This is a genomic window from Pseudomonas entomophila, from assembly GCF_018417595.1.
In the GTDB taxonomy this organism is placed as follows: domain Bacteria; phylum Pseudomonadota; class Gammaproteobacteria; order Pseudomonadales; family Pseudomonadaceae; genus Aquipseudomonas; species Aquipseudomonas entomophila_C.
In genome coordinates, this window is the sequence record NZ_CP070982.1 from 1,989,911 (window position 1) to 2,011,192 (window position 21,282).

General features: G+C 63.0%; 26 protein-coding genes and 3 pseudogenes. 15 read left to right on the plus strand and 14 right to left on the minus strand.

Translation table 11 applies throughout. The features are described from left to right. The first annotated feature begins 141 nt into the window (after positions 1–141). Positions 142–375, plus strand: a complete 234-nt coding sequence (locus tag JYG34_RS08755) for a hypothetical protein (RefSeq protein WP_213660327.1) — start codon at positions 142–144, stop codon at positions 373–375. Continuing rightward, positions 356–625: a hypothetical protein gene (locus tag JYG34_RS08760; protein ID WP_213660328.1), complete on the plus strand. Its 270-nt coding sequence runs from the start codon at positions 356–358 to the stop codon at positions 623–625. The genes JYG34_RS08755 and JYG34_RS08760 overlap by 20 nt, the downstream gene beginning before the upstream one ends. A 38-nt stretch (positions 626–663) precedes the next feature. On the opposite strand, the pseudogene JYG34_RS08765 reads toward JYG34_RS08760, so the two are convergent. Beyond that, positions 664–882: pseudogene (locus JYG34_RS08765) on the minus strand (IS4 family transposase); the annotation flags it as partial. Between the two features lie 10 nt (positions 883–892). On the opposite strand from JYG34_RS08765, the gene JYG34_RS26610 reads away from it, so the two are divergent. The 4 genes from JYG34_RS26610 (at position 893) to JYG34_RS08785 (ending at position 4,174) form a co-directional block, all read left to right on the plus strand. After that, the gene (locus JYG34_RS26610; protein ID WP_434011695.1) at positions 893–1,138 is read left to right on the plus strand and encodes a hypothetical protein; all 246 of its coding nucleotides are present in this window, start codon (positions 893–895) and stop codon (positions 1,136–1,138) included. Between the two features lie 45 nt (positions 1,139–1,183). Continuing rightward, positions 1,184–1,549 (plus strand): hypothetical protein, encoded by a 366-nt coding sequence (locus JYG34_RS08775; RefSeq protein ID WP_213660329.1) that lies wholly within the window; start codon positions 1,184–1,186, stop codon positions 1,547–1,549. Positions 1,550–2,122: 573 nt separating this feature from the next. Next, a complete protein-coding gene (locus tag JYG34_RS08780; RefSeq protein WP_213661134.1) occupies positions 2,123–2,830 on the plus strand; it encodes a response regulator in 708 nt (235 codons plus the stop codon). Then, positions 2,831–4,174, plus strand: coding sequence for an ATP-binding protein (locus JYG34_RS08785; protein ID WP_213660330.1), 1,344 nt, complete (start codon positions 2,831–2,833; stop codon positions 4,172–4,174). Here JYG34_RS08785 and JYG34_RS08790 read toward each other — a convergent pair. Then, positions 4,142–4,933, minus strand: coding sequence for a MipA/OmpV family protein (locus JYG34_RS08790; protein WP_213660331.1), 792 nt, complete (start codon positions 4,931–4,933; stop codon positions 4,142–4,144). The genes JYG34_RS08785 and JYG34_RS08790 overlap by 33 nt on opposite strands. 191 nt (positions 4,934–5,124) lie before the next feature. Here JYG34_RS08790 and JYG34_RS08795 point away from each other — a divergent pair, with 191 nt between their 5' ends. The 3 genes from JYG34_RS08795 (at position 5,125) to JYG34_RS08805 (ending at position 7,031) form a co-directional block, all read left to right on the plus strand. Then, a complete protein-coding gene (locus tag JYG34_RS08795; protein WP_213660332.1) occupies positions 5,125–5,430 on the plus strand; it encodes a DUF2388 domain-containing protein in 306 nt (101 codons plus the stop codon). Positions 5,431–6,201: 771 nt separating this feature from the next. Then, positions 6,202–6,495 carry a hypothetical protein gene (locus JYG34_RS08800; protein ID WP_213660333.1) on the plus strand — a complete coding sequence of 98 codons (294 nt, stop codon included), beginning with the start codon at positions 6,202–6,204 and terminating at the stop codon, positions 6,493–6,495. Between the two features lie 155 nt (positions 6,496–6,650). Next, the gene (locus JYG34_RS08805; RefSeq protein ID WP_213660334.1) at positions 6,651–7,031 is read left to right on the plus strand and encodes a hypothetical protein; all 381 of its coding nucleotides are present in this window, start codon (positions 6,651–6,653) and stop codon (positions 7,029–7,031) included. Positions 7,032–7,111: 80 nt separating this feature from the next. On the opposite strand, the gene JYG34_RS08810 is transcribed toward JYG34_RS08805, so the two are convergent. Beyond that, positions 7,112–7,702 (minus strand): biliverdin-producing heme oxygenase, encoded by a 591-nt coding sequence (locus JYG34_RS08810; RefSeq protein WP_213660335.1) that lies wholly within the window; start codon positions 7,700–7,702, stop codon positions 7,112–7,114. A 137-nt stretch (positions 7,703–7,839) separates the two neighbouring features. Here JYG34_RS08810 and JYG34_RS08815 point away from each other — a divergent pair, with 137 nt between their 5' ends. After that, positions 7,840–8,871 (plus strand): DUF1176 domain-containing protein, encoded by a 1,032-nt coding sequence (locus JYG34_RS08815; protein ID WP_213660336.1) that lies wholly within the window; start codon positions 7,840–7,842, stop codon positions 8,869–8,871. 48 nt (positions 8,872–8,919) lie between these two features. On the opposite strand, the gene JYG34_RS08820 is transcribed toward JYG34_RS08815, so the two are convergent. Continuing rightward, a complete protein-coding gene (locus JYG34_RS08820) occupies positions 8,920–9,705 on the minus strand; it encodes a sulfite exporter TauE/SafE family protein (protein WP_213660337.1) in 786 nt (261 codons plus the stop codon). Positions 9,706–9,898: 193 nt separating this feature from the next. Here JYG34_RS08820 and JYG34_RS08825 point away from each other — a divergent pair, with 193 nt between their 5' ends. Beyond that, positions 9,899–10,276 carry a RidA family protein gene (locus JYG34_RS08825; protein ID WP_213660338.1) on the plus strand — a complete coding sequence of 126 codons (378 nt, stop codon included), beginning with the start codon at positions 9,899–9,901 and terminating at the stop codon, positions 10,274–10,276. Positions 10,277–10,400: 124 nt separating this feature from the next. On the opposite strand, the gene JYG34_RS26615 is transcribed toward JYG34_RS08825, so the two are convergent. From JYG34_RS26615 to JYG34_RS08835, 3 genes and pseudogenes are all read right to left on the minus strand, one after another. Continuing rightward, positions 10,401–11,141 (minus strand): methyl-accepting chemotaxis protein, encoded by a 741-nt coding sequence (locus tag JYG34_RS26615; protein WP_430624205.1) that lies wholly within the window; start codon positions 11,139–11,141, stop codon positions 10,401–10,403. 114 nt (positions 11,142–11,255) lie between these two features. Then, positions 11,256–12,326 (minus strand): annotated as a pseudogene (locus tag JYG34_RS26620) (HAMP domain-containing protein); the annotation flags it as partial. Positions 12,327–12,437: 111 nt separating this feature from the next. Further along, positions 12,438–13,316 carry a LysR family transcriptional regulator gene (locus JYG34_RS08835; RefSeq protein ID WP_213660340.1) on the minus strand — a complete coding sequence of 293 codons (879 nt, stop codon included), beginning with the start codon at positions 13,314–13,316 and terminating at the stop codon, positions 12,438–12,440. A gap of 114 nt (positions 13,317–13,430) precedes the next feature. Between JYG34_RS08835 and JYG34_RS08840 the strand changes: the two genes are divergently transcribed. Next, positions 13,431–13,859, plus strand: a complete 429-nt coding sequence (locus JYG34_RS08840; protein ID WP_213660341.1) for a PACE efflux transporter — start codon at positions 13,431–13,433, stop codon at positions 13,857–13,859. Positions 13,860–13,973: 114 nt separating this feature from the next. Here JYG34_RS08840 and JYG34_RS08845 read toward each other — a convergent pair whose 3' ends face one another. Together JYG34_RS08845 and JYG34_RS08850 are read right to left on the minus strand one after the other, a co-directional pair. Then, positions 13,974–14,990: a hypothetical protein gene (locus JYG34_RS08845; RefSeq protein WP_434011219.1), complete on the minus strand. Its 1,017-nt coding sequence runs from the start codon at positions 14,988–14,990 to the stop codon at positions 13,974–13,976. A 154-nt stretch (positions 14,991–15,144) separates the two neighbouring features. Further along, entirely contained in the window at positions 15,145–15,588 is a 444-nt protein-coding gene (locus tag JYG34_RS08850; RefSeq protein WP_213660342.1) for a GNAT family N-acetyltransferase, read from the minus strand. Positions 15,589–15,703: 115 nt separating this feature from the next. On the opposite strand from JYG34_RS08850, the gene JYG34_RS08855 reads away from it, so the two are divergent. Next, on the plus strand, positions 15,704–16,285 hold the full coding sequence (locus JYG34_RS08855) for an isochorismatase family protein (protein ID WP_249746230.1): 582 nt from the start codon (positions 15,704–15,706) through the stop codon (positions 16,283–16,285). A gap of 53 nt (positions 16,286–16,338) precedes the next feature. On the opposite strand, the gene JYG34_RS08860 is transcribed toward JYG34_RS08855, so the two are convergent. From JYG34_RS08860 to JYG34_RS08880, 5 genes are all read right to left on the minus strand, one after another. Further along, positions 16,339–17,190, minus strand: coding sequence for a lectin MOA-related protein (locus JYG34_RS08860; protein ID WP_213660343.1), 852 nt, complete (start codon positions 17,188–17,190; stop codon positions 16,339–16,341). Positions 17,191–17,384: 194 nt separating this feature from the next. Further along, complete coding sequence (locus tag JYG34_RS08865; RefSeq protein WP_213660344.1) at positions 17,385–18,089, minus strand: GntR family transcriptional regulator; 705 nt, start codon at positions 18,087–18,089, stop codon at positions 17,385–17,387. A gap of 22 nt (positions 18,090–18,111) precedes the next feature. Continuing rightward, positions 18,112–18,813, minus strand: a complete 702-nt coding sequence (locus tag JYG34_RS08870) for a FadR/GntR family transcriptional regulator (RefSeq protein WP_213660345.1) — start codon at positions 18,811–18,813, stop codon at positions 18,112–18,114. Between the two features lie 70 nt (positions 18,814–18,883). After that, a complete protein-coding gene (locus JYG34_RS08875; RefSeq protein WP_213660346.1) occupies positions 18,884–20,194 on the minus strand; it encodes a C4-dicarboxylate transporter DctA in 1,311 nt (436 codons plus the stop codon). Positions 20,195–20,402: 208 nt separating this feature from the next. Continuing rightward, the gene (locus tag JYG34_RS08880; protein ID WP_213660347.1) at positions 20,403–20,717 is read right to left on the minus strand and encodes a helix-turn-helix domain-containing protein; all 315 of its coding nucleotides are present in this window, start codon (positions 20,715–20,717) and stop codon (positions 20,403–20,405) included. A gap of 44 nt (positions 20,718–20,761) precedes the next feature. Here JYG34_RS08880 and JYG34_RS08885 point away from each other — a divergent pair, with 44 nt between their 5' ends. Together JYG34_RS08885 and JYG34_RS26625 are read left to right on the plus strand one after the other, a co-directional pair. Then, positions 20,762–20,917, plus strand: coding sequence for a hypothetical protein (locus JYG34_RS08885; protein WP_213660348.1), 156 nt, complete (start codon positions 20,762–20,764; stop codon positions 20,915–20,917). A gap of 76 nt (positions 20,918–20,993) precedes the next feature. After that, positions 20,994–21,275: pseudogene (locus tag JYG34_RS26625) on the plus strand (PAS domain-containing protein); the annotation flags it as partial. Positions 21,276–21,282: the final 7 nt, after the last annotated feature.

Genomic DNA, 21,282 nt, shown 5'->3' on the forward strand with positions numbered 1-21,282 from the left:
AACGCGAGTGTTTGTGCTGGGTCGTATACAAGTTTGCGTGGGTCAACGGCAGACATATTGAGCGGAGAAGGCAGAGCAGGTCGAAATTAGAGTATATAAATAAATCCATCCTCATTTTCGGCTGATATGTTCGCGAGCGCAATGCAACGCCTCGGCAATGAAGGCATCCAGGTCAATCAAATCCGTGGGGCTTGGGAGGCGGGTACTGACAGCGTTAACACTGCTAGGTATCTGCAGAATATTGCCAATGGAATGTCAAAAGAAAATGCTGCTTTGAATACATGGACAGGCCAAATATCCCAAAGGTACGGATATACGAAGGTCGAAAAAATTGACACCATTGGCGGAGTTATTTATGTCACTTTCGGAAAATAGACATTTGCTAGTGCAAATACTGGATGGAAAATCGCCAAGCGTTGTGTTGAATGTGATGCTAGAGGTTGCTCCTGATTTGGATAAATATGCTTTAGCAGATATTTTTCTGGAAGAGCTTGACCGCTTGGATAGCAAAATCCTTCCTGTAATATGGAAATGGAAGAGCGTCAAATCGATTAGAGGTATATCTGATCAACAATTTGATGAGGCGGTGCTTGCGCAGATGAAGACTGCGGGTTATATGGTGTAAATGATTGTGCGAGACAAAGGGGCAGATTTGAATGGGACTTACTTAACATGCTTCGAATGCCCATGTTTTCTGATCTCGGCCCTTGCTGATCGACGTGGCTTGGTCAGCAAGCGGTAGGCCTGAGGCCTTCGTTTTATGGCCCGAGGCTCGACACGATCAGGCCGGTTGCCCACACGCCTTTGAGCAATCAGCATCAGCAAATCTGCCAACTGATCTTCCCCATCACCGTAGCTGCGTTGCCGTAGCGCCATCAACAACGGCGGCAACCTGGGCGCGGCGCTCAAGGATGTCACCTCGAGCCAGAGCCTGCGCGGCTATGCCTCGGGCGCGCTGACCGCAGGCTTTACCGCCGGCGTGCTGGACAATGAGGAGAAGGGGACGGACTTATTTTCTACTCTATTTTTTACTCTTGAAGCTCAGGAAAATGCAAGTGTTTGTGCTGGGTCGTATACAAATTTTCGTGGGTCAACGGCAGACGTATTGAGCGTGGGAAGCGGGGCGGGTCGAAATTAGAGTAGAAAAATGAATCTGCCCCATTTTTGCCAGGGACGTTGAATAATGTACTCAAGCGCTAAGGTATTTGCTGGTTTTGTGAGTTGGTTGCTCTCTTTGCGGTTTTTTTCTGAGGAGAAACTGCTTGAAATGCTTGAGGAGTTTGATGGTGTTCAAGGGGTTGTAAGAAATGATTTGTATATATCGGCGTACGAGGAAGTCGCTCGCTACCTTGCCCGTCTTCAATCCCTTGAGGAAATGATTTATTTTGTCGAGGCGAATGGTGAGATGTTGAGTGAGTTGCCAGGGGAGCAGTATTATTTTGTTGAGGCTGTAGTGGATTTGTATTCTGCCAATGGGCTAAATGTTGCAGGGTTGATTGGTGTTTCACCCGATAGATATAAGGAGTGCTTGATTAAGCGCTTTGGATAGTGTCGCAAAAGTAACTGCGGAAAAAATGGAAGAAAGGGGCGGATATGAATGGCACTTACTTAGCAATCAATCAGTAAGATGAAATGAAGAAGGGCTGGCCTTGGTCCCTGGTTTTGCCGATTTTTGCGAAGCTTCGAGGTGTACGACGGGAGTGGTGCAGCGCCTATCGAATCGAGCGCCGCCCGCGCGGCGCATCGCGGATGAATCCGCTCCTACATTTGTTGCAACGTGGCCATGACAGATAGGCCATGGTTGTTCGCCTTGTTGGCACGACGCAATTTATTGCCTGGCGCCGCCGCCGCCCCACCTATCTCATGCCTTGCGTCAGGGCTGGCAACCCTGGCCTCACAGGTGCGGCACGTTGCAATAGATGTAGGAGCGGATTCATCCGCGATGCGCCGCGCGGGCGGCGCTCGATCTTGAACTCGCTGCAAGGCCGACGGCGAGCACCTGGCCGCCAATACGCGGTCAAGGGGCAGGGTTCATACGGAAGCCGCCAAACGCCGACATGGTAGTGACACCGGCGCGAAGGCATAATGCGTGGCTCTGTACTAAGGACTGGAACGCGTGATGATGGAAGGCTCTGGGCCAGGCAAGGTGTTGTTGGTGGAAGACGACGAGAAGCTCTCGGGGCTGATCGCGCATTTCCTGTCGCAACATGGTTTCGAGGTGCGCGAGGTTCACCGCGGCGATCTGGCACGGCAGGCCTTTGTCGAGTTCCAGCCATCGATGGTCGTACTCGACCTGATGCTGCCCGGGCAGGATGGCTTGCAGGTATGCCGGGAAATCCGCGCGCTCAGCGATACACCGATCGTGATCCTCACGGCGCGCGAGGACGACCTGGACCATATCCTCGGCCTTGAATCGGGGGCCGACGACTACGTGATCAAACCGATCAAGCCACCGGTGTTGCTGGCCCGCCTACGTGCGTTGCAGCGGCGGCATGTGCCGCAGGCCAACCCGGGCGGCGCGCTGCTGTTCGGCGAGCTGAAGATCGACCCGGTGTGCCGCGAAGTGACGCTGGAGGGCGAGGTGCTCGAGTTCACCACCATGGAGTTCGACCTGCTCCAGCTGCTGGCCGACAACGCCGGGGTGATCCTGTCCCGCGATGACATCCTCAACAAGATGCGCGGCATCGACTTCGACGGCATGAACCGCAGCGTCGACGTGTATATCAGCAAGCTGCGCAACAAACTCAACGACACGCCGCGCGAGCCGGTGCGGATCAAGACCGTGTGGGGCAAGGGCTACCTGTTCAACCCGTTCGCCTGGGAGCGCTAGATGCTGCGCCTGTTCCTGGGCCTGTACCTGATACTGGCGGTGGGGCTGGTGCTGGCGTTGCAGACCGTCGAGCATACGCTCGACGCGCTGCTCGCCCCGCAGATGGAGGCCGCCAGCCGCGAAACCTTCCGTGGCACGGTGCACGCACTGGTCTCGCAGTTGCGCGACGTACAGGGCGAACAACGTGCCCAGCGCCTGGCACGCCTGCGCCCCGACTATGGCCTGGGCCTGGAGCTGGTGCGACGTGACCAGTTGGCGCTGAGCGAGCGTGAAAATGCGCAGTTGGCCCAAGGCCAGCTGGTGCTGCGCGAGCAGTACACGCAACTGTTCAGCCGCATCGATGACGGCGAGCAACTGCTGAGCATCAAGCTGCCACGCGAGCCCAATTTCATGCCGGTCTACATCGTCACGGCCTACCTGATGCTGGCGCTGCTGCTGGGGGTGGTGCTGTTCTTCTGGGTGCGCCCGCACTGGCGGGACCTGGAGAAACTGCGCATGGCCGCCCAGCGCTTCGGCGACAACGATCTGTCGGCGCGGGTGCGCATGTCGCGGCGTTCGAGCATCAGCGACGTGGCAGGGCATTTCGACCTGATGGCGGCGCGTATCGAGGGGTTGATCGCCAACCAGCGCGAGCTGACCAACGCGGTATCACATGAGTTGCGCACGCCCATCGCGCGCCTGAACTTCGAACTCGATCAACTCAGGAAACAACAGGACCCGGTCAAGGCACGCGAGTTGATCAGCGACATGTATGCCGACCTGGGCGAGTTGGAAGACATGGTGTCCGAGCTGCTCACCTACGCCAGCCTGGAGCATGGCGCGACCGCCATCAGCCTGCAACCGATCGAGGCCGGCAGCTGGCTGGACAGCGTGGTCGCCAGCGTGACCCTGGAGGCCGAGGCCAATGGCATTGAGATTCACCTGGCGCCGAGCCCGGTCGAGACGTTCAGTATCGAACCGCGGTTCATGGCCAGGGCGGTGATCAACTTGCTGCGCAACGCGATCCGCTACGCCGAAGGGCACATCCACGTTTCGCTGTCGTGCCGTGACGGCCAGTACCAGCTGCAGGTCGACGATGACGGGCCGGGGGTGCCGGTGGCGGGGCGTGAGCGGATCTTCGAGCCCTTTTCGCGGCTCGACAGCAGCCGCGACCGGCGCACCGGTGGCTTCGGCCTGGGGCTGGCCTTGGTGCGGCGGGTGGTGCAGTCCCATGGCGGGGAGGCACAGGTGGGGGATGCGGCGGGTGGGGGCGCGTCCTTGCGCATGATCTGGCCGGCCCGGGGCCAGGCAGCCCCGGGTGGTCGAAAGGGGTCAGAAGGTGTAGGTCATCTGGCTGACCACTGAAGTTTGCAGGCGCTTGTCGACCAGCGGGCTATCGCCAGCGTCGTTGCTCAGGTAGTCCGCCGCCAGCACCGTCGCCAAGCTCCAGTGCTCGCCGAACGGCATGCTCCAGGCCAGTTCGGCGCCGCGGCTGACCAGGCCGCCACTGGCTTTATGGGCGCGGAACTGGCTGCGCGAGGCCTGGGCCTGGCTCACGCCATACCAAGTGCGCACGTAGTCGCCGTCGCCGAACTGGCTGTTGATGCTGCCCGTCAGCTCGCCGAAACGGCCCTTGTACAGCGGCGTGCCCAGGCTCAGTTTCAGGTGGTTGTTGGCCGAACCGGTGTCGGGTTCGTCCTTGTCCTCTTCGAAGGCATGCTCGAAGTTGGCGGCCAGCGTCAGTGGGCCGAGGTGGTAGGCCGCGTCCAGCCCCACCAGCGGCCGTGACTTGATCGAACCCATGCCTTCGAGCTTGTCTGAACCTTTGAAGCCGGAGCGGTGGTCTTTGCGCGCGGCGCTGGCGCCCACATAAACGCCAAAGTCGAACGCGTCGCCGTCATGGGCCCAGCCCAGGCCTTTTTGGGTATCGATGAAAAAGCCACCGGGGCTGGTGATGCTGCCACCGAGCAGTGGCGCGGTGGTCCGTTCGCTGGCGCCGCTGTAGCGGGGTGCATTGGCAACACCCGCGTTCAGGCGGTACTGCCAGTCTTCGGCGCGCAGGTCGTTGGCGCTCAGCAGCAGGCAGGCGCAAGAGAGGGACAGCAAGCGGTACGGTACAGACATGATGACACCCGATGAGGATTGGATGTGCCCATGCTAGGGAGCGCGGCGGCGGCAATCCTTGGCAGCTTTGTCGGGAAACTGTCAAAGACTGTTAATGCGCACTTTTTAACAATCCTTTGCAAAGCTCATGAAGTTGTGGCCGGTGCTTCATTGCTAGGGTGCGCTCCCTTCAAGCCACCTCGAGATTGTTCATGAGATCCCTCTACCCGTTTGCCCTGTTCGCCTGTCTGGCTGTGAGCCAGGCCCAGGCCACCAGTTTCGTCATGACCACCGACATGACTGTCAGCCTGAGCATGAGCGCCAGCAAGGGCACGAGCAGTTCGTTCAAGGACGACAAGATCGTCCTGGCGGCCAAGGATGACGCGGCGGCGTTCGTCGCCAGCGACGGCGCCATTCGCGGGGCGCGCATGGAGGCGGCATTCGAGCGGATTCGCCAGGTGCTCGATGAACCCGGCTTGCCGGACCAGGCGCTGGCGCAGGCGATCCTGGCGCTTTGATCGCGAGTACGTCGGGAGAGGTGCAGCGCCTATCAGATCGAGCGCCGCCCGCGCGGCGTATCGCGGATGAATCCGCTCCTACATTCGTTGCAACGTGGCCATGACCGATAGGCCATGGTTGTTCGCCTTGTTGGTACGACGCAGTTTATCGGCTGGCGCTGCTGACGCCCCACCTGACTCACGCCATGCGCCAAGGCTGGCAACCATGGCCTCACAGGTGCGGCACGTTGCAACAAATGTAGGAGCGGATTCATCCGCGATGCGCCGCGCGGGCGGCGCTCGATCTCATAGGCGCTGCATGGCGGACGGCGAGCACCCGGCCGCCACCACGCGGTCAAAAGCCCCGCGTCCAAAGGCCTCGAACAAGCAAGCTGTAAGAATGCTCTTCAGACTTTCCTGATTCCATGTAGTCCATTTCCCATTCAAGCTTTCACGGCCTTTTCGCTGTTGTTCCGGCCTGCCGCATTCCTTAGTCTCGCCCAGTCGTTGCCAATTCAACGACCGGGTGTGCAAGCCCGTACAGGTACAGCGCGAAAGCGCCTTGTGAACCTGTCGCTATCTGCGACAAGGGTTCTTCAATGGCGGCTATGCGTTGGGAGACCTTCGGGTCTGCCGGGTTCCTGTATCCTCGGTCTTGCACCCCTGCGCATAGCTGCCACCTATTCGAGTGCAAGCGGATTTCGGCAGTTTTCCCATGACGGTACAGGAGTGCTGAACCATGCTGAAAATAGTGCCCGATCCACCCCAAGCCTTACCCCAGGAGGTTCACCCATGAGCCTCGCCCCCCGCAACAAAACCCACCCCCCACGCCCAACCACGGCCCACGCCCATTTCGGCACCTGCAACGACGCCCACCCCCCCATGTTCTCGGTACACGCCGGCATCGACGGCGAGGATGCGCTGGTGTGCGCCGTGGCCGCGCTGCGAGCGGCCTATGAAACCAATGCCATGGCCTTGGAAAGGGCGGGCGAGCCGTTGCGCAGCCTGCTGGTGGCGACGGAGAACTCCCTAGAGAAGGGCCTGGCGCTGTCGTCGGCGGTGCTCGACGGGATAGAGCGCGGCTAGTGCTGAAATCCGTTCGCCGGCTTTGCCGGCGAACGGGGCTCAGAGGCAACCCCGGTGATACCCGTGGTCTTGCCGGCAGCCAATCGACTCCGTAGCATCCGCAACCCCGCCCATGGCCTTTCGGGATTGAGGGCCGGCTATAGGACCACGGAAGAATGTTGCCGCTGTTTTCACGCCTGCTGTTGCACACCCTGGCCTGCGTGGCCTTTCCCTTTCTACTGCGGCTAGGCTTTGACCTTTACCGGGCGCACGTCGGCCCGCCGGTGGCGCGTGGCGTTGGTGTCGGCCTGGCCACGATGCTGGTGTTCTACACGTTCGTTTTCTTCAACCTGCTGATGGTGGCCATCCCGCGGGCGGCGGTCCGTTATGGGTTGGCGCTGTTGCTGGTGCTGGTGGTGCTGGTCTACTTCAATCCCTTGCACCCGATACGCGCGCTGGGGTTCGCCGCGTTGTGCGGGGGGCTGTGCCTGGTGGCGATCGTGTTGACGCCGTGGTGTACCCGGTTGCTGCGGTTGTTCGGCAGGCGCTTGGCGTGATCTTTACGCTGAATTGCCTTGAAGCGTGTGTCGTGGTGGGTGGCACCGGCTTTGCCGGTGTTCGCCGGCAAGGCCTGCTCCTACAGGGGGTGGTTCGGCTGCAGTAGCACGCCTTGTTGATCGAGCCACTGTTCGAAGCATTCGAAGGTGGTGATGGCGGCATCGACCGATTGGGCCTGGGTGGCAGCGCTTGCCTCGGCCAGCCGTTGCAGGAATGCCCGCCAGTTCGCGCCCGTCGCGGGGCCGTACACATCGAGGAAGGCGCCGCCGCTGTCGGCGTCGATGCCCAGGCGTTCGGCCATCGCACGCTTGAGTACCTGGCCGCCGAGGGTGGAGCCTTCGAGCACGTACATCACGCCCAGGGCGCTGGCCGCGCTGTCGATGCCGGGCAGGGCATGGCAGCGGGGCAGGGCGTCGATGTCGTGGGACGTGTGGTTCAAGGCGCGCAAGTCACGGGCCAGGGCCGGCGCCTTGCGTCGCTCGAGGGGCTGGTACCCGGCCAGCGCGGCATCCAGTGGCGCGTGGAAGCCATGGTAGGCCTCGACCAGGCGCCGGTAGGCCGGCAGGTCGAAACCTTCGCTGAAGAACGGCAGGCGCTGTTCCAGGCCTTTGTGGCAGGCACGGGTGCCTTCGCGCAGGGCGTGCAGCAGGGGGCTGGCGGTTTCGGGCATCGTCGCGCTTCTGGCCGTGGAGGTAGCCGTGATACTGCCAGAAACCCGTGGCCGGTCACCACTGCAGCCGCGCTTGTACTCTGCCGCGTATCTGCAATCATGGCGCCTTTCGAGACGAGCTGACTCAAGGACGCAGCATGGGACGTGCGACAAGATGGAACTGGTTGGCCCTGGCGCTGTTGCCGGGCCTGGTGGCGGCGGCCCCTGAGCCGGTGCCGCTGTACCGCGAGATCAAGGATTGGGCGGTGGGCTGCGACAACACCCGCGCCTGCACGGCCTTGCTGGCGATCGATGATGAACTGATGACCGGGCTGCACACCATCGTGCGCCGCGAGGCGGGGCCCAAGGGCAAGCTCGAACTGACCCTGCGCGTGGGGCCGACCTATGCGGACCAGGTGCTGCTCGATGGCCAGCCGCTGTCGGCCGGATGGCAACATATCCAGCGCCAGTACGATTACGACCTGCGCCTTGAAGGCGATGAGGCTCTGGCGTTGCTGCGTCAGCTGCGCAATGGCGAACGGCTGAGCGCGCTCACCGAAGATGGCGAACTGGTCGCTTCGTTGCAGGGGCTCAGTGCCGCGCTGCTGGTGGTCGATGCCGTGCAGGCGCGGGTCGGGCATGCCGATGCGTTGGTGCGGGTGGGGGATGCGCCCGCCGCCAGCGTGCCTGATGCACCGCCCGTGGCGCATTTGTCGCGCTACATCCCGGCACCTGCCTTGGATGATAACCACCGCCAGGAAATGGGCGACGCGGTGCTGCGCTGGGCGACCGAGCAGGGGGTGATGGAGGATAGCCGCTACAACAACCTGGAACTGCATCCGCTGGATGAAGCCCATGCCCTGGGGATCCTGAGCACCGGATGCAGTGGGGAGTTCTGCGCCAACTACCTGTACCGGGTTTCACGCACAGCGCCCTACCAGGTCAGCGAGTTGAGTGTCGAGGTGCCGGTCTCGCTACTGGCGCCCAACCTGAGCGGTTTCATGGCTTTCGACTCCCTCACGGGCCAGCTGTATGCCACCGACAAGAGCCTGCTCGAACGCGGCTGTGGCCTGGTGCAGCACTGGCGCTACGACGGGGCGCTCATGCGCCCGGAACGGGTGGCCAGGATGGACCGTTGCGGGTACGTGAAACCGGAATTTTGGCCGGTGCTGTGGCGAGCCGAGGGCTAGCCTCGGGACGCTGGGGCCGCTATGCGGCCCGTTCGCGGCAGCCCCGAATCAGAACGCCAGCTTGTAGCCGATCAGCAGCAGCATGGTCGCCAGGCACGGCCGCAGCACGCGGTCGGAGATGCGCCCGGTCAGGTGGCTGCCCAGGTAGATCCCCGGCAGCGACCCCAGCAGCAGGTAGCCCAGCAGCGACCAGTCCATGTTGCCCATGCCGGCATGGCCCAGGCCGGCGACCAGGGTCAGCGGCACGGCGTGGGCGATCTCGGTGCCGACCAGGCGACGGGTGACCAGGAATGGGTAGAGCAGGAACAGCGCCACGGTGCCCAGGGCGCCGGCACCGATGGAGGTCAGGGTGACCATCACCCCCAGCACCACGCCAGTGATCACGGTGAGAATGTTCAGGCTGCGGTCGCTGAGGTGGTAGTGGTCGCCCGCGTGCTTGCTGGCGAAGGCCTGCAGGCGCGACTTGAACAGGATCGCCAGGGCGGTGAGGATCAGCACCACCGCCAGGCCTTGCTTGATGATGGCGTTCAGCGCCGAGGTGTCGGTGTGCAGGGTGCTGAGGAACCACAGGGTGAGGGCGGCGGCGGGCACGCTGCCCAGGCTCAGCCAGCCGGTGATCTTCCAGTCGATGTTCTTGTTGCGCCCGTGCACCCAGACGCCACTGGCCTTGGTGATGGCGGCATAGAGCAGGTCGGTGCCCACGGCAGTGGCCGGGTTGATGCCGAACCACAGCAGGATCGGGGTCATCAGCGAACCGCCACCAACGCCGGTCATGCCGACGATGAAGCCCACTACCAGCCCAGCAATGGTGAAACCAAAAGAACCTACATCCATACGCTACTCGACTGCCCAGCTTGCCCGTGATCGGATGCTTGCCAGCATATAGATTTTTTTATAGCCAAATAGACTTGTTCGTTATTAGGTTATAACCGCCGGCCTTTTCAAAAGGGGCGACGGGCGTGTTGCAATGTCGATGAGTTCGAATGCTGTTCCCGGTACGTTCATCCCATCCTGAAAGGAGTGTTCCATGAGCAATGACATCCAGCGTTTTCCCAGCAGCCTGCCGTTTCCGTTTTCCCGCGCGGTGAAGGCTGGAGGGTTCCTGTTTCTCTCCGGGCAGATTCCGATGAATGCGGCCGGCGAGGTGGTCAAGGGCGATATTCAGGAACAGACCCGCGCGGCCTGCGAGCGGATCGGCGAGAGCCTGGCGGCATGCGGGGCGCGCTTCGACCAGGTGGTGAAGTGCACCGTATGGCTGTCGGACATGAGCCATTTCGCCGGTTTCAACGAGGTGTACAAGGCGTTCTTCGGCGCGGCGTTGCCGGTGCGCTCCACGGTGGCCTCGGCGTTGGCGCTGGGCGTGGATGTGGAGATCGAGGTGCAGGCGTTCGTCGGGCAGGAATGACAGCGACGCCGTCGTAGGGATGGTCAGGTGCGGCGGGTAAGGGATATCGCGGTGGCCTGAGCGGCCGGTTCGCCGGCAAGCCGGCTCCTGCAGTAGGAGCCGGCTTGCCGGCGAAGAGCACGACTTAGATACGGAAGCTGCCCACCAGCTGCTTCAGGCGCCCGGCCTGCTGGCTCAGGGCGTCGCAGTGGCGCAGGGTCTCGTTGAGGTTTTCCACGCCTTGCTGGTTGAGGGCGTTGATCTGGGTGATGTCCAGGTTCAGGCTCTCGACCACGGCGGTCTGCTCTTCGGTGGCGGTGGCCACCGACTGGTTCATGCCATCGATCTCGCCGATGCGCTGGGTGACGCTGGCCAGGCGCACGCCGGCCTGGTTGGCCACCTGCACGGTCTGCTCGCTCGAAACCTGGCTGGTGTTCATGGTGTGCACCGCTTCGCGCGAGCCTACCTGCAGGCTGGTGATCATGCGGTGGATCTCTTCCGCCGATTCCTGGGTGCGGTGGGCCAGGTTGCGCACTTCGTCGGCGACCACGGCGAAGCCACGGCCGGCTTCACCGGCACGGGCGGCCTCGATGGCGGCGTTGAGCGCCAGCAGGTTGGTCTGCTGGGAGATGCCCTTGATCACGTCGAGGATCTTGCCGATCTCGTCGGTGCTGGCGTTGAGGGTCTCGATCTGCTCGCAGGACTCGCTGATGCGCTGGGACAGCGCGGTCATGGCGCTGATGGCTTCTTCGACCACTTCGCGGCCACCGTTGGCCTGCTCGCTGGCGCCGCTGGCGTGCTGCGAGGCGTCGGCGGCATTGCGGGCGATTTCCTGGGTGGCGGCACCCAGTTCGTTGATCGCCGCGGCCACACTGTTGGTGCGCATGCTTTGCTCTTCGGAGCCGGTCAGCGAGGCGTTGGAGGCGCCCACCACTTTCTCCGACAGGTCATGCACCAGGCGGGTGGCCGACGACACTTCGCTGATCGAGGCGTGGATACGCTCGACGAAGCGGTTGAACGAGGTGGCCAGTTCACCAAACTCGTCCTTCTGCTCCACGACCAGGCGGCGGGTCAGGTCGCCTTCGCCTTCGGCGATGTCCTGCATGGCGCGGCCCATGGTGGTCAGCGGGCGCATCAGCACCGGGATCAGCAGGCCCAGCAGGCCGGCGATGACGGCCACGGCGATGAGCATGGCGATGATCGCCGAGGTGCGGAACTGGCTCAGGGGGGCGTAGGCTTTCTCTTTGTCGATCGACAGGCCGATGTACCACTGCGCCGACGGCAGGCCTTCCACCGGGGCGAAGGAGATGATGCGGTCCTTGCCGTCGAGGCTGACTTCCTGGATGCCGGGTTCGACACGCAGTGGGCTGCCTGGGTAGATGTCCTTCAGGTTCTTCATCACCCGGGTCTTGTCAGGGCTGACGATGACCTGGCCGTTGCGGTCGACCAGGAAGGCATGGCCGATGCCGCCGAAGTCCACGGCGTTGATGATGTCGACCAGGGTGTTCAGGCTCAGGTCGCCGCCGACCACGCCGATCAGCTCACCGCTGGACTTGGCCTTGACCGGCATGGCGATGGTTACCACCAGGCCACCCACCGCCGCCTGGTAGGGCGGGGTCAGCATGGTCTGGTTGGCGGCCACGGCCTGGCTGTACCAGGGGCGCTGACGCGGGTCGTAGCCGTCAGGCATCTTGGCGTCGGGGCGCTGGGTGAACAGGCCGGTGCTCTGGCCGAAATAGGTGAACTGGAAGTTGCTGGTGTAGGACGGCTGGTCGACCAGGCCTGGCACGTTGTTGCCGGCGCCTTGCTGGGCGATGTCCTGGGCGAGGTTTTCCAGCACCAGGATGCGCCCGCTCATCCAGTTCTGCACGCTGCTGGCGGTCTGCAGGCCGGCCTGGCGTACCGAGGACTCGATGTTCTGGCGGATGGTGTTGCGTTGCAGGTAGTCGTTGTAGAGCGTGAACAATGCAAATGCCAGGACGACGACGCCGCAGGCACTGAGCAGGATCTTGTGGCGGAATTTCAGGTTCATGTTTCGAGACCTTGATTCAGTGAAGGGAGGGCGCCGCATGCTTGTGGCACGAGTGACGGGGCCTGTTTCCACGGTATCGGCCGTTTGCGCAAAATGTTGAAATACTAAATGTCGCAGTGCTTGGCAGATCTGCCATCACTTGATGACAAATCATTTCGAGGCCAGCAGCGTCACCAACGTCCTGGCCGCTTGCCCGAGCGGTTGTTGTTTGAGCCAGAGGGCATGCACCGGCAATTCGAGGGCGTTGTGGGTGTTGCGAAAGTCCAGGCGTACCAGGCGCCCGGCGTCGATCAGCGGAGCCACCCGCGACAGCGGCAGGTCGCCCCAGCCAAGCCCGGCTTCGACCATCTGCAGGGCCAGGTCGAAGCTGTCGGTGCGCCAGTGCGAGGTGCCGATCAGCGAGCGCGGGTCGGTCAGCGGCAGGTCGCGGCTGCGCACCAGGATCTGGCGCAGGTTGACCAGGTCCTCAAGGTCGCGGATGCGGCCTTCGAGGTAGGCCGGGTGCCGGGGCGACAGGGTGGCCACCAGCGATTCCATGGCGATGTACTGGAAGCTGCGACGCGCATCCACCTGCAGCCCGGCGAAGGCCAGGCACAGGTTGACCCGGCCGCTGTCGAGCAGTTGCAGGGCTTCTTCCTGAGGCGCGGCGAGCAGTTCGATGTCGAGCAGCGGATGGCGTTCGCCCAGCCGGGCGATGGCATTGAGCAGTGGTTGTTGGTCGATGTCCGGCACCACGGCGATGGCCAGGCTGCTTTCCAGGCCTTGGGACAGTTCCAGGGCGTGTACCTCCAGCAACCCCAGCTGTTCGGCGATCAACCGGGCGTGAGGTTCCAGAGCCAGGGCCTGTGCGGTGGGCCTGGCTTCACGTGGGCCTCGGTCGAAGAGGGCGTAGCCCAGCTCCGCCTCGAGGTTGCCGATGGCCATGCTGACCGCCGACGGTACACGCCCCAATGCCCGGGCGGCAGCGGAAAACGAGCCGCGATCCAGCACGGCGAGGAACAGCTGGATAGTGTCGCTGGAGAAATTCACGGGTAATCCTGGAAGTGGCTGATATCAGAAAATCTGATGGCTGCTGACTTTTGCTGTCAGCTTCATTGAAGCATCATCGCCTGCTTTCGACGTAGCCGCAATCAAGGTAATACCGTGCAAGGACTTAAACGCAAACTGGTCTATGTGACCTTCTACGAACTCATCGGCCTGTGCATGTCGACCCTGGGGCTGGCCTACCTGTCCGACACCCAGGCCTCGCACACCGGCCCGCTGGCGGTGATGATCACCACCATCGCCATGGCCTGGAACCTCATCTACAACAGCCTGTTCGAGTGGTGGGAGAGCCGCCAGGCCAAGCGCGGGCGCAGCCTGGCGCGGCGGGTGGCGCATGCCATCGGCTTCCAGCTGACCCTGGTGGTGTACCTGATCCCGCTGATCGCCTGGTGGCTGGACATGACCCTGCTGGAGGCGCTGCTGGTGGACATGGCGTTCATCATCCTGGTGCCGTGCTACACCTTCGTCTACAACTGGGCGTTCGACCGCATCTTCGGCCTGCCGGCCGCGGCCATGGCCACTGCCTGAGCTTGACGATCGGATCTGCAGGAGCGGCTTCAGCCGCGATGCATTCGCCGCAGTGTGTGGCACCCGCTGTGCGGGTGATCGCGGCTGAAGCCGCTCCTACAGGAACCCGTCGAGTCAATTCGGCAGGCGAATCAGCAAAGGCTCCTGTGACCGACTTTCGAGCAAACTGTCCTCCACCTGCCCCGACAGGTAATACACCCCCGCCATGGCCCCGCTCTGGCGGTTCTCCATCAGCTCCTGCCATTCCTCGTTCAGCGCCACATTGAGGATCACCCGCAACTGCTCGACCATCTGCGGTTGTTCGCGGTCATGGGTGATGAGCCCATAGCCGGCGGCCGCCACCGAGATCAACGCCCCCGCCGCCTTGCCCACGGCCGCGGCGACGGCGCTGGCGGCCCCGCGCGGGGCGAGGGTGGCGCCGAGTTTTTCGCTGGCCCGGGTGGCTACCGACGACAGGCCAGCCTCGGTCTGCCCGGGCGCCTTTGCTGCCAGCTGGTGCAGTTGTTGACGAAGTGACTGCCAGGCCGGCTGCTGGTCCAGCGACTTGGCCCGGAGCAATTGGTAAAGCGTGGCATTGCGCGCCTCGGGCGGCCCCAGGGCGATGGCCTGGATATGGTTCAGGCGTTGGCTGAACTGCTCGGGCGGGGCGTTGTAGCGCTGGATGATCTCGGGCAGTTGCTGGCCGAGCAGTTGCAGGTACAGCTCGCTGGCGCGATCGCGGATGATCTCGGGGTTGATCTGTTCGGCCACCGGTTCGATCACCCGGTCGTGGTATTGCTCCTGCAGGTACAGGGCCAGGCGCTTTTCCGGTGGTTCGTTGCCGCTGTTCATCTTGTACCAGGCCACCTTGAGGGTGAGCCATTGCTGGGTCCAGTAGCCGGTGAACCAAGGGATGAAGTCGTTCTCGGTGCGTTGCTGCACCTGTTGTTTCCATACCCGCATGGAGCGCCGGGCATAGTCGTTGGCCGAGCCTGCGGCGGCGGCCGAAGCCTCGATGATGTCCTGGTCGATGCGTTGCCAGACGGCAGGGGGGAGGTTTTGCGGCGGGGGCGGGGCAGGTGGGCGTTTTCCGGCGCAGCCGGCGAGGGCCAGCAGCAGGCAGAGCGGGAATGCCACGAGGAGGGATTTCACGTGGATTGCCTCCTTGGTAAGAGGCCGCGGGTGATTTATCCGAAGTATAGGTTGGGCCTGAGGGCCTCATCGCGGGTAAACCCGCTCCTACAGGTACTGCGCAATACCCGCGATGGGCCGCGAAGCGGCCCCTTTGCAGGCTTGAATGACATGTTCAGCCCTCCAGTTCAAGGTGCAGCAGCGGATAGGGATCACCCTGCCCATCCACCTCGGATCGCCCGGCCTGGACAAACCCCTGTTTCAGATAGAACCCCACCGCCTGCGGGTTCTGTTCGTTGACATCGACCTCACGTACGTCCAGCTCACTGACCACGCTGCCCAGCAGCGCCTTGCCGATGCCCTGGCCGCGGCAGGCCGGATCGATGAACAGCATTTCCAGTTTGCCGTCGTGCACGCCGGCAAACCCTTGGATGCGTCCGTCGTGGTCACGCCAGGCGCGCAGTTCGACGAAGCCCAGGTATTGCTCCCTTACTAGCGGGCGCAGGCGTTCTATATAGCCTTCGGGCAAAAAGTCGTGGGTCGCCCGTACCGAGGCTTCCCAAAGCTCGGCGAGGCGGTCGTAGTGTTCCGTGCTCACTGGCACGATGCTGTGGTCCATATTGTCTCCAGATGAAAAGTGCTTCGAGGTGTTCGCACATTCACGCGACATGGTACTGATCTGACAAGCCACTGCGCTATGCTCGCACCCTCGGTCCTTCACTTCGGAGGCATGCGTGACAGCCACCCCGGTTCCCTACGCCGACGCCCTGCTGCTGGTGGATGTGCAATGCGCGTTCATGCAAGGCCCGGACGCCGTGCCAGGCCACCTGGCGCTGCAGTCGAGCATCGCCCGTCTATTGGCCCGGGCGCGCGCGGCCGGCGTACCGGTGATCTTCCTGCAGAACGACGGCGCCCCCGGTACGCCGGATGCTCCGCACAGCGCCGGTTGGTCGCTGTACTTTCCGCCAGCCCGAGGCGAGCACGTGCTGTTCAAGTGCGAGGATGATGGGTTCGCCGACACGCGGTTGGAAGCGCTGTTGCGTGAGTTGGGCGTCCACAGTCTGGCCCTTTGTGGCCTGCTCTCGGAAATGTGCCTGGCCGCCACCGCCCGCGCCGCGCTGCAGCGGGGTTTCCAGGTATCGTTGCCACACGACGCCCACGCCACCTACGACGTGCCGCCCGGTCCGGGTGGCTCGCCGGGTGTGCCCGCAGCCCTTGCGGCGCGGGCAGCAGAGTGGTCGCTGGGCGATGAAGTGCGGATCCTGCCGGGTGTGGACGCCGTGCTGTTCAGCTTGGCCAGCACGGCAGGCAGTTGATGTCGCAGTGACCGTACGCCGGCCGGTCTTCCCTGGACCTGGCCTTGAGGTGTTCAGACCATGACTTGATACGGGGTATAGGACCAGTCCTGCGCCAATGTGATCTTACCGGTCTGCGGCTCGAGGATCTTCAGGTGGCCATCCAGGTCGAGAAACAGGTTCACGACGTGTGCGTCGGTACCGCTCGAGCCCGCGATCCAGCCCACCGCGTAAGGGTGGCTCGCGTTGTTGTGGTAAGCGTCGAGCGAGGCCTGGCCCTTGTAGACGAAGGCGAAATCGTCGCAGTCGAAGCTCTCGCTGCGCCAACGGCAACGTCCCAGTCCCGAGTCCTTCCAGATCTGCCGGGCGTGGTGTGACGAGATGGCTTGGTAGGCAGTGTCGACTTCAAAGAGCGCGTCAGTTGGGAGGCAGGGCCAGGTAGCCTTGATGAGGTCGAACAGGCCATTGCCGGAAACATGGTAACGGTGCAGCGTGAAACGCGTTGGTCCCTTCCCAGGGTTTGCCAGGTACAGCCAGTCCCAGTTGCTGCCACCTGCCTTGAAGGCTTTGCGTTCACCGTCGATTTCAATTTCCAGTGTGAATTGATGAGCGGTACTCCCACTGGCGATGGGGCTCAAGGTGAGCCTGGGGTAGCCGGGCCAGCGTTGGCCGGAGGCGAAAAGCCATGGGTCGCCGCCGATGGGGCCATTGGCATAAAGGCTCCAGGATTGGTCTTTCGCATAGACATTCAAGGCGGGAGGGCTATCAGGCCCTGAGGATGATGCCGCGATATGAAGCACGTCCGAGTTGTACGTGTCGAAATCTCCCAGATAGGCCCAGCCCCACGATTCCTTCTGTTCGGCGCACAAGACACGACCGTACTCGTCAAAGAGCACATAGGACTCGTCGCTTGCCAGCGCGTCCAAGGGTATCGATACGCTGAGTTCACCGTCAGCCGGGCTCGGCTTTGGTGAGGGGACCGTTTCGGGTGGCCTCCCCGCGGGCAAGTGGGTATCTGCTTGTAGGGGTGGTTCGGTCGTGTTCATTGGGCGCGTGGGTCCGGCAAGCCCGACGGGATGTCGAGGTGGTGTGGAGTCTCGCCCGGATCACCGCGCCTTGATCATCCGGCACCGCTTCCCTCGGGCACATCCAGTTCAAGCTTGGCTTCCAGGCGGTCCAGGTGCTCATGCATCAGCGCCAGTGCTCCTGTGCCGTCGCCGCGCTCCACCGCGTCGATGATCGCCGCATGCTCCTGCCAGGCACAGTGCTCGCAACAGGGCGATTCGTAGCGGGCAATGATCAGCGAGGTCATCGGCACCAGGCCATTGAGAAAGCGCGCCAGCGGTACATTGGCGGCCATCTGCGCCAGCTTCAGGTGGAACTCGCCGCCCAGGCGGATTGCCGTGCAGCGCTGGCCCTGCTCATGATGCTGACGTTCGCGCTCCACCAACTGGCGCAACTGGCGGATCTGCGCTGGCCGGGCACGCTGGGTGGCCAACCCGATCAATGTGGTCTCGGCCAGGCGCCGGGCACTGAGCACCTGGCGCGCCTGCTGTGGATCGGGCGCCGCCAGTTGCGCGGTGTGGCTGGGACGCTGCACGATCACCTGCTGGTCGGACAGGCGCCCGAGCACCCGGCGGATCACCGTGCGGCTGACCCCGAAGGCATTGCCGAGGGCCTGCTCGGGCAGGGCGGTGCCCGGTGGCAGGCGCTGTTCGAGGATGGCGTCGAACAGGCGCGGGTAGATCTGCTCGGCCGACAGGCGGGTTTCACCTGCGCCGAGCAGGGCGGGCAGGCGGGGGGCGGCTTGGGCGCAGGCGGTCATGGTCGCTCTCCTTCTTCTTTATTCAGGTGCCCGGCTGGTCGTCCGGAATGTTCAGGGCGATGCCCATGCGCTGACCTTCGGCGAGAATGTGCAGGCGCATCTGCTGGCTGGCCTTGGCGCTGTTGCGCTCGCGGATGGCCCGCACCACGGCCTCGTTCTCGCTCAGGCGCGCGGCCAGGTGTTCGGGCGAGTTGCGCAGCATCTCGGCGCTTTGCTTGAGGGCATTGCCGGTCTGCTGCACCACGCTCTGGAAGATCGGGTTGGTGGTGAGGGCGAACAGCGCCTCGTGGAAGGCGATATAGGCATTGATGCCGGCTTCGCTGTCGCAGGCGTCGAGGGCCTCGCGCATGTCCATCAGGGTCAGGCGCAGTTGGCCGATGTCCTGGTTGCCCGCCGACTGCGCGACCAGCCCAGCGATGAAGGGTTCGAGGGTGTAGCGCAGTTCGAGCACGTCGGCCAGGCTGGCGGCGGCGATGGCCTCCGGCTCTTCGGCCTGGACGCTTTCTGTGTCCAGCACCAGCACGCCTTTGCCCGGCATCGAGCGCACCAGGCCCAGGGTTTCCAGCACGATGACCGCCTCGCGCAGGCTGGGGCGGCTGATGCCCAGTTGCTCGGCCAGCTCGCGCTGGCCGGGCAGCATGTCGCCGCTGCGCCATTGGCCGCGGGCCAGGGCCTGGCGGAGTTTCTCCACCACTGAATTGACTACCGTCGACGAGCTGATCACGTTTCGCTCCTTGGTTGACGCTGCATCTTCGCGTCTGGCGGGCCGGCGCCGGGCGCCGGCCTCGCGTGGCTCAGAATTCCTGTTGATGGGGTTGGCCCTGCTTGCGGGTTATCGGCGCGAAGCCTGGTTTGTTGGCCAGTACATTGTGCGCACGCTCCAGGTCGATATCTTTCTCCCAACGCGCGATGGCCACGGTGGCGACGCAGTTGCCGATCAGGTTGGTCAGCGCCCGGCCGATGCCCATGAACCAGTCCACCGCCAGCACCAGCACCAGGCCCACCACCGGGATCGCCGGCACGGCGGTCAGGGTGGCGGCGAGAATCACCAGGGCCGAGCCTGGGATGCCGTGGGCGCCCTTGGAAGTCACCAGCGACACCAGCAGGATGGTCAGCAGGTCGGTCATGGCCAGCGGTGTGCCGGTGGCGTTGGCGATGAACACGATGGCCAGGGTGAGGTAGATGGAGAAGCCATCGAGGTTGAACGAATAGCCGGTGGGGATCACCAGGCCGACGGTGGAGCTGCCGATGCCCAGGTGCTCGAGCTTGCGCATCACCTGGGGCAGCACGGCGTCGGACGAGGCGGTACCGAGCACGATGGTCAGCTCTTCGCGCAGGTATTTGATGAAGGGCAGCAGCTTGAGGCCGGAAATACGCATCACTGTACCGAGAACGATCAGCACGAAACCGGCGCAGGTCAGGTAGAACAGCGCCACCAGGCCTCCCAGGTGTTGCAGCGAGCTCAGGCCATATTTGCTGGTGGTGAAGGCAATGGCGCCGAACACGCCGATGGGGGCCAGGCGCACGATCATGCCCATGATGCGGAACACCACATGGCTCAGTTCGTTGATCAGCCGCGAGATGCCCGAGGCCGATTCACCGACCAGGTTCAGCGCGCTGCCGAACAGCACCGAGAACAGCAGCACCTGGAGGATGTTGTTGTCGGCGAAGGCGCCGACCACCGAAGTCGGGATCAGGTCCATCAGGAACGTGGCCGTGCCGTGGATGTGCTGGCCGCGCTCGGCGAGGGCTCCGGCATCGGCGCTGGACAGCTGCTCCAGGTGGATGTTGGCGCCGCTGCCGATGCCGCTGCTGAAGGCGAATACCAGGCCGATCACCAGCGCCAGGGTGGTCAGCACTTCGAAGTAGATCACTGACTTGAGGCCGATCCGCCCGACCTTCTTCAAGTCGCCGGCGCCGGAAATGCCGCTGACCACCACGCAGAACACGATCAGGCCGATGAGCATCTTGATCAGCTTGATGAAGCCGTCACCCAGGGGTTTGAGTTGTAGAGAAAGGTCGGGGAAGCTCAGGCCGCAGACGATGCCGAGGGCAAGGCCGAGCACTACCTGGAGGAAGATCGAACGCGAACACCATTTGAGCATGGGAGGAGTCTCTGGTCGGTGTCCTTGCCCCCCAGCCACACGGAGCGAAAGAGTGCAGGACTTAATTATTGTGGTCTTACCGGTTTGTTCACTGCGAGGGCCATGAAACGCCGAAATTTTCGACATTGCAAGGTTTTTTGGCCTGACCGGTATGACCAGTTGTGGTGCGTCGACGGAGAACCTGCTCTAGCGTGGTGCACGGGGGATTTCAGGGTTTGGACAGGGCCTGATCGACGGCAGCGATCAGCTTGCCAAGGTCCTTGGGCGGGGCGTTGTGGATGACGCCGAACAGGTAGGCGCGTTGCTCTTCTTCGTCGTCCGGCTCGGCGAAAAAGACTTTGGGTTTCACCCCCAGCGCTTCGGCGAAGTTCATCAGCGCCTCGATGCTGGGGGTGTACGTGCCGGTTTCGAAGCGGCTTATGGTCTTGGGGTCGAAGCCGGTGCGCTCGCCCAGTTGCGCCTGCGTGAGGCTCGCCAGCTTGCGGTAGCGGCGCAGGGCAGGGCCGAGGCCTGTTCTGGTCATCGCTTAATTCCCATTTAGAATCAAGCACTTAACGATATCTATCGATGCAGTGCAACGCCATGATTCATCACCTTTATTTGCAAAGTGTGATGGAATTCGTAGAATTCGCCGCTTTGATTGGTCAGCCATTCAAGCAATTGTCCAAGGTGATCCGGCCATCCGCCGGCTTGCGTGCGCCTGTTGTCGAACATTGGAACTGATCCGGGATGAACGGTTCCGGCGCCCCTGGCCACCGGCCAGGCCACCCGTCGGACCGCCTATGAAGGGAGTCTCATCGTGCGTCTGAACCTGCCGGTCAATCCGGTCGAGCAAAGCTTTCCCGAGCACCAGCGGCTCATCTCGGCGACCGACACGGCCAGCCTGATCACCTACTGCAACGCCGAGTTCGCCGCCATCAGCGGCTACAGCCAGGACGAGCTGATCGGCAGCCCGCACAACCTGGTGCGCCACCCGGACATGCCCGAGGCGGTGTTCGAGCTGATGTGGCAATACCTCAAGGCCGGTCGCAGCTGGATGGGGATCGTCAAGAACCGCTGCCGCAATGGCAATTTCTACTGGGTGAACG

Excerpts from the sequence above, each read along its gene's own strand:
- JYG34_RS08755 (WP_213660327.1), top strand. The coding sequence starts at position 142 with ATGCAACGCCTCGGCAATGAAGGCATCCAGGTCAATCAAATCCGTGGG.
- JYG34_RS08760 (WP_213660328.1), top strand. The coding sequence starts at position 356 with ATGTCACTTTCGGAAAATAGACATTTGCTAGTGCAAATACTGGATGGA.
- JYG34_RS08775 (WP_213660329.1), top strand. The coding sequence starts at position 1,184 with ATGTACTCAAGCGCTAAGGTATTTGCTGGTTTTGTGAGTTGGTTGCTC.
- JYG34_RS08780 (WP_213661134.1), top strand. The coding sequence starts at position 2,123 with ATGGAAGGCTCTGGGCCAGGCAAGGTGTTGTTGGTGGAAGACGACGAG.
- JYG34_RS08785 (WP_213660330.1), top strand. The coding sequence starts at position 2,831 with ATGCTGCGCCTGTTCCTGGGCCTGTACCTGATACTGGCGGTGGGGCTG.
- JYG34_RS08790 (WP_213660331.1), bottom strand. The coding sequence starts at position 4,933 with ATGTCTGTACCGTACCGCTTGCTGTCCCTCTCTTGCGCCTGCCTGCTG.
- JYG34_RS08795 (WP_213660332.1), top strand. The coding sequence starts at position 5,125 with ATGAGATCCCTCTACCCGTTTGCCCTGTTCGCCTGTCTGGCTGTGAGC.
- JYG34_RS08800 (WP_213660333.1), top strand. The coding sequence starts at position 6,202 with ATGAGCCTCGCCCCCCGCAACAAAACCCACCCCCCACGCCCAACCACG.
- JYG34_RS08805 (WP_213660334.1), top strand. The coding sequence starts at position 6,651 with ATGTTGCCGCTGTTTTCACGCCTGCTGTTGCACACCCTGGCCTGCGTG.
- JYG34_RS08810 (WP_213660335.1), bottom strand. The coding sequence starts at position 7,702 with ATGCCCGAAACCGCCAGCCCCCTGCTGCACGCCCTGCGCGAAGGCACC.
- JYG34_RS08815 (WP_213660336.1), top strand. The coding sequence starts at position 7,840 with ATGGGACGTGCGACAAGATGGAACTGGTTGGCCCTGGCGCTGTTGCCG.
- JYG34_RS08820 (WP_213660337.1), bottom strand. The coding sequence starts at position 9,705 with ATGGATGTAGGTTCTTTTGGTTTCACCATTGCTGGGCTGGTAGTGGGC.
- JYG34_RS08825 (WP_213660338.1), top strand. The coding sequence starts at position 9,899 with ATGAGCAATGACATCCAGCGTTTTCCCAGCAGCCTGCCGTTTCCGTTT.
- JYG34_RS26615 (WP_430624205.1), bottom strand. The coding sequence starts at position 11,141 with ATGCGCACCAACAGTGTGGCCGCGGCGATCAACGAACTGGGTGCCGCC.
- JYG34_RS08850 (WP_213660342.1), bottom strand. The coding sequence starts at position 15,588 with ATGGACCACAGCATCGTGCCAGTGAGCACGGAACACTACGACCGCCTC.
- JYG34_RS08865 (WP_213660344.1), bottom strand. The coding sequence starts at position 18,089 with ATGACCGCCTGCGCCCAAGCCGCCCCCCGCCTGCCCGCCCTGCTCGGC.
- JYG34_RS08875 (WP_213660346.1), bottom strand. The coding sequence starts at position 20,194 with ATGCTCAAATGGTGTTCGCGTTCGATCTTCCTCCAGGTAGTGCTCGGC.
- JYG34_RS08880 (WP_213660347.1), bottom strand. The coding sequence starts at position 20,717 with ATGACCAGAACAGGCCTCGGCCCTGCCCTGCGCCGCTACCGCAAGCTG.
- JYG34_RS08885 (WP_213660348.1), top strand. The coding sequence starts at position 20,762 with ATGCAGTGCAACGCCATGATTCATCACCTTTATTTGCAAAGTGTGATG.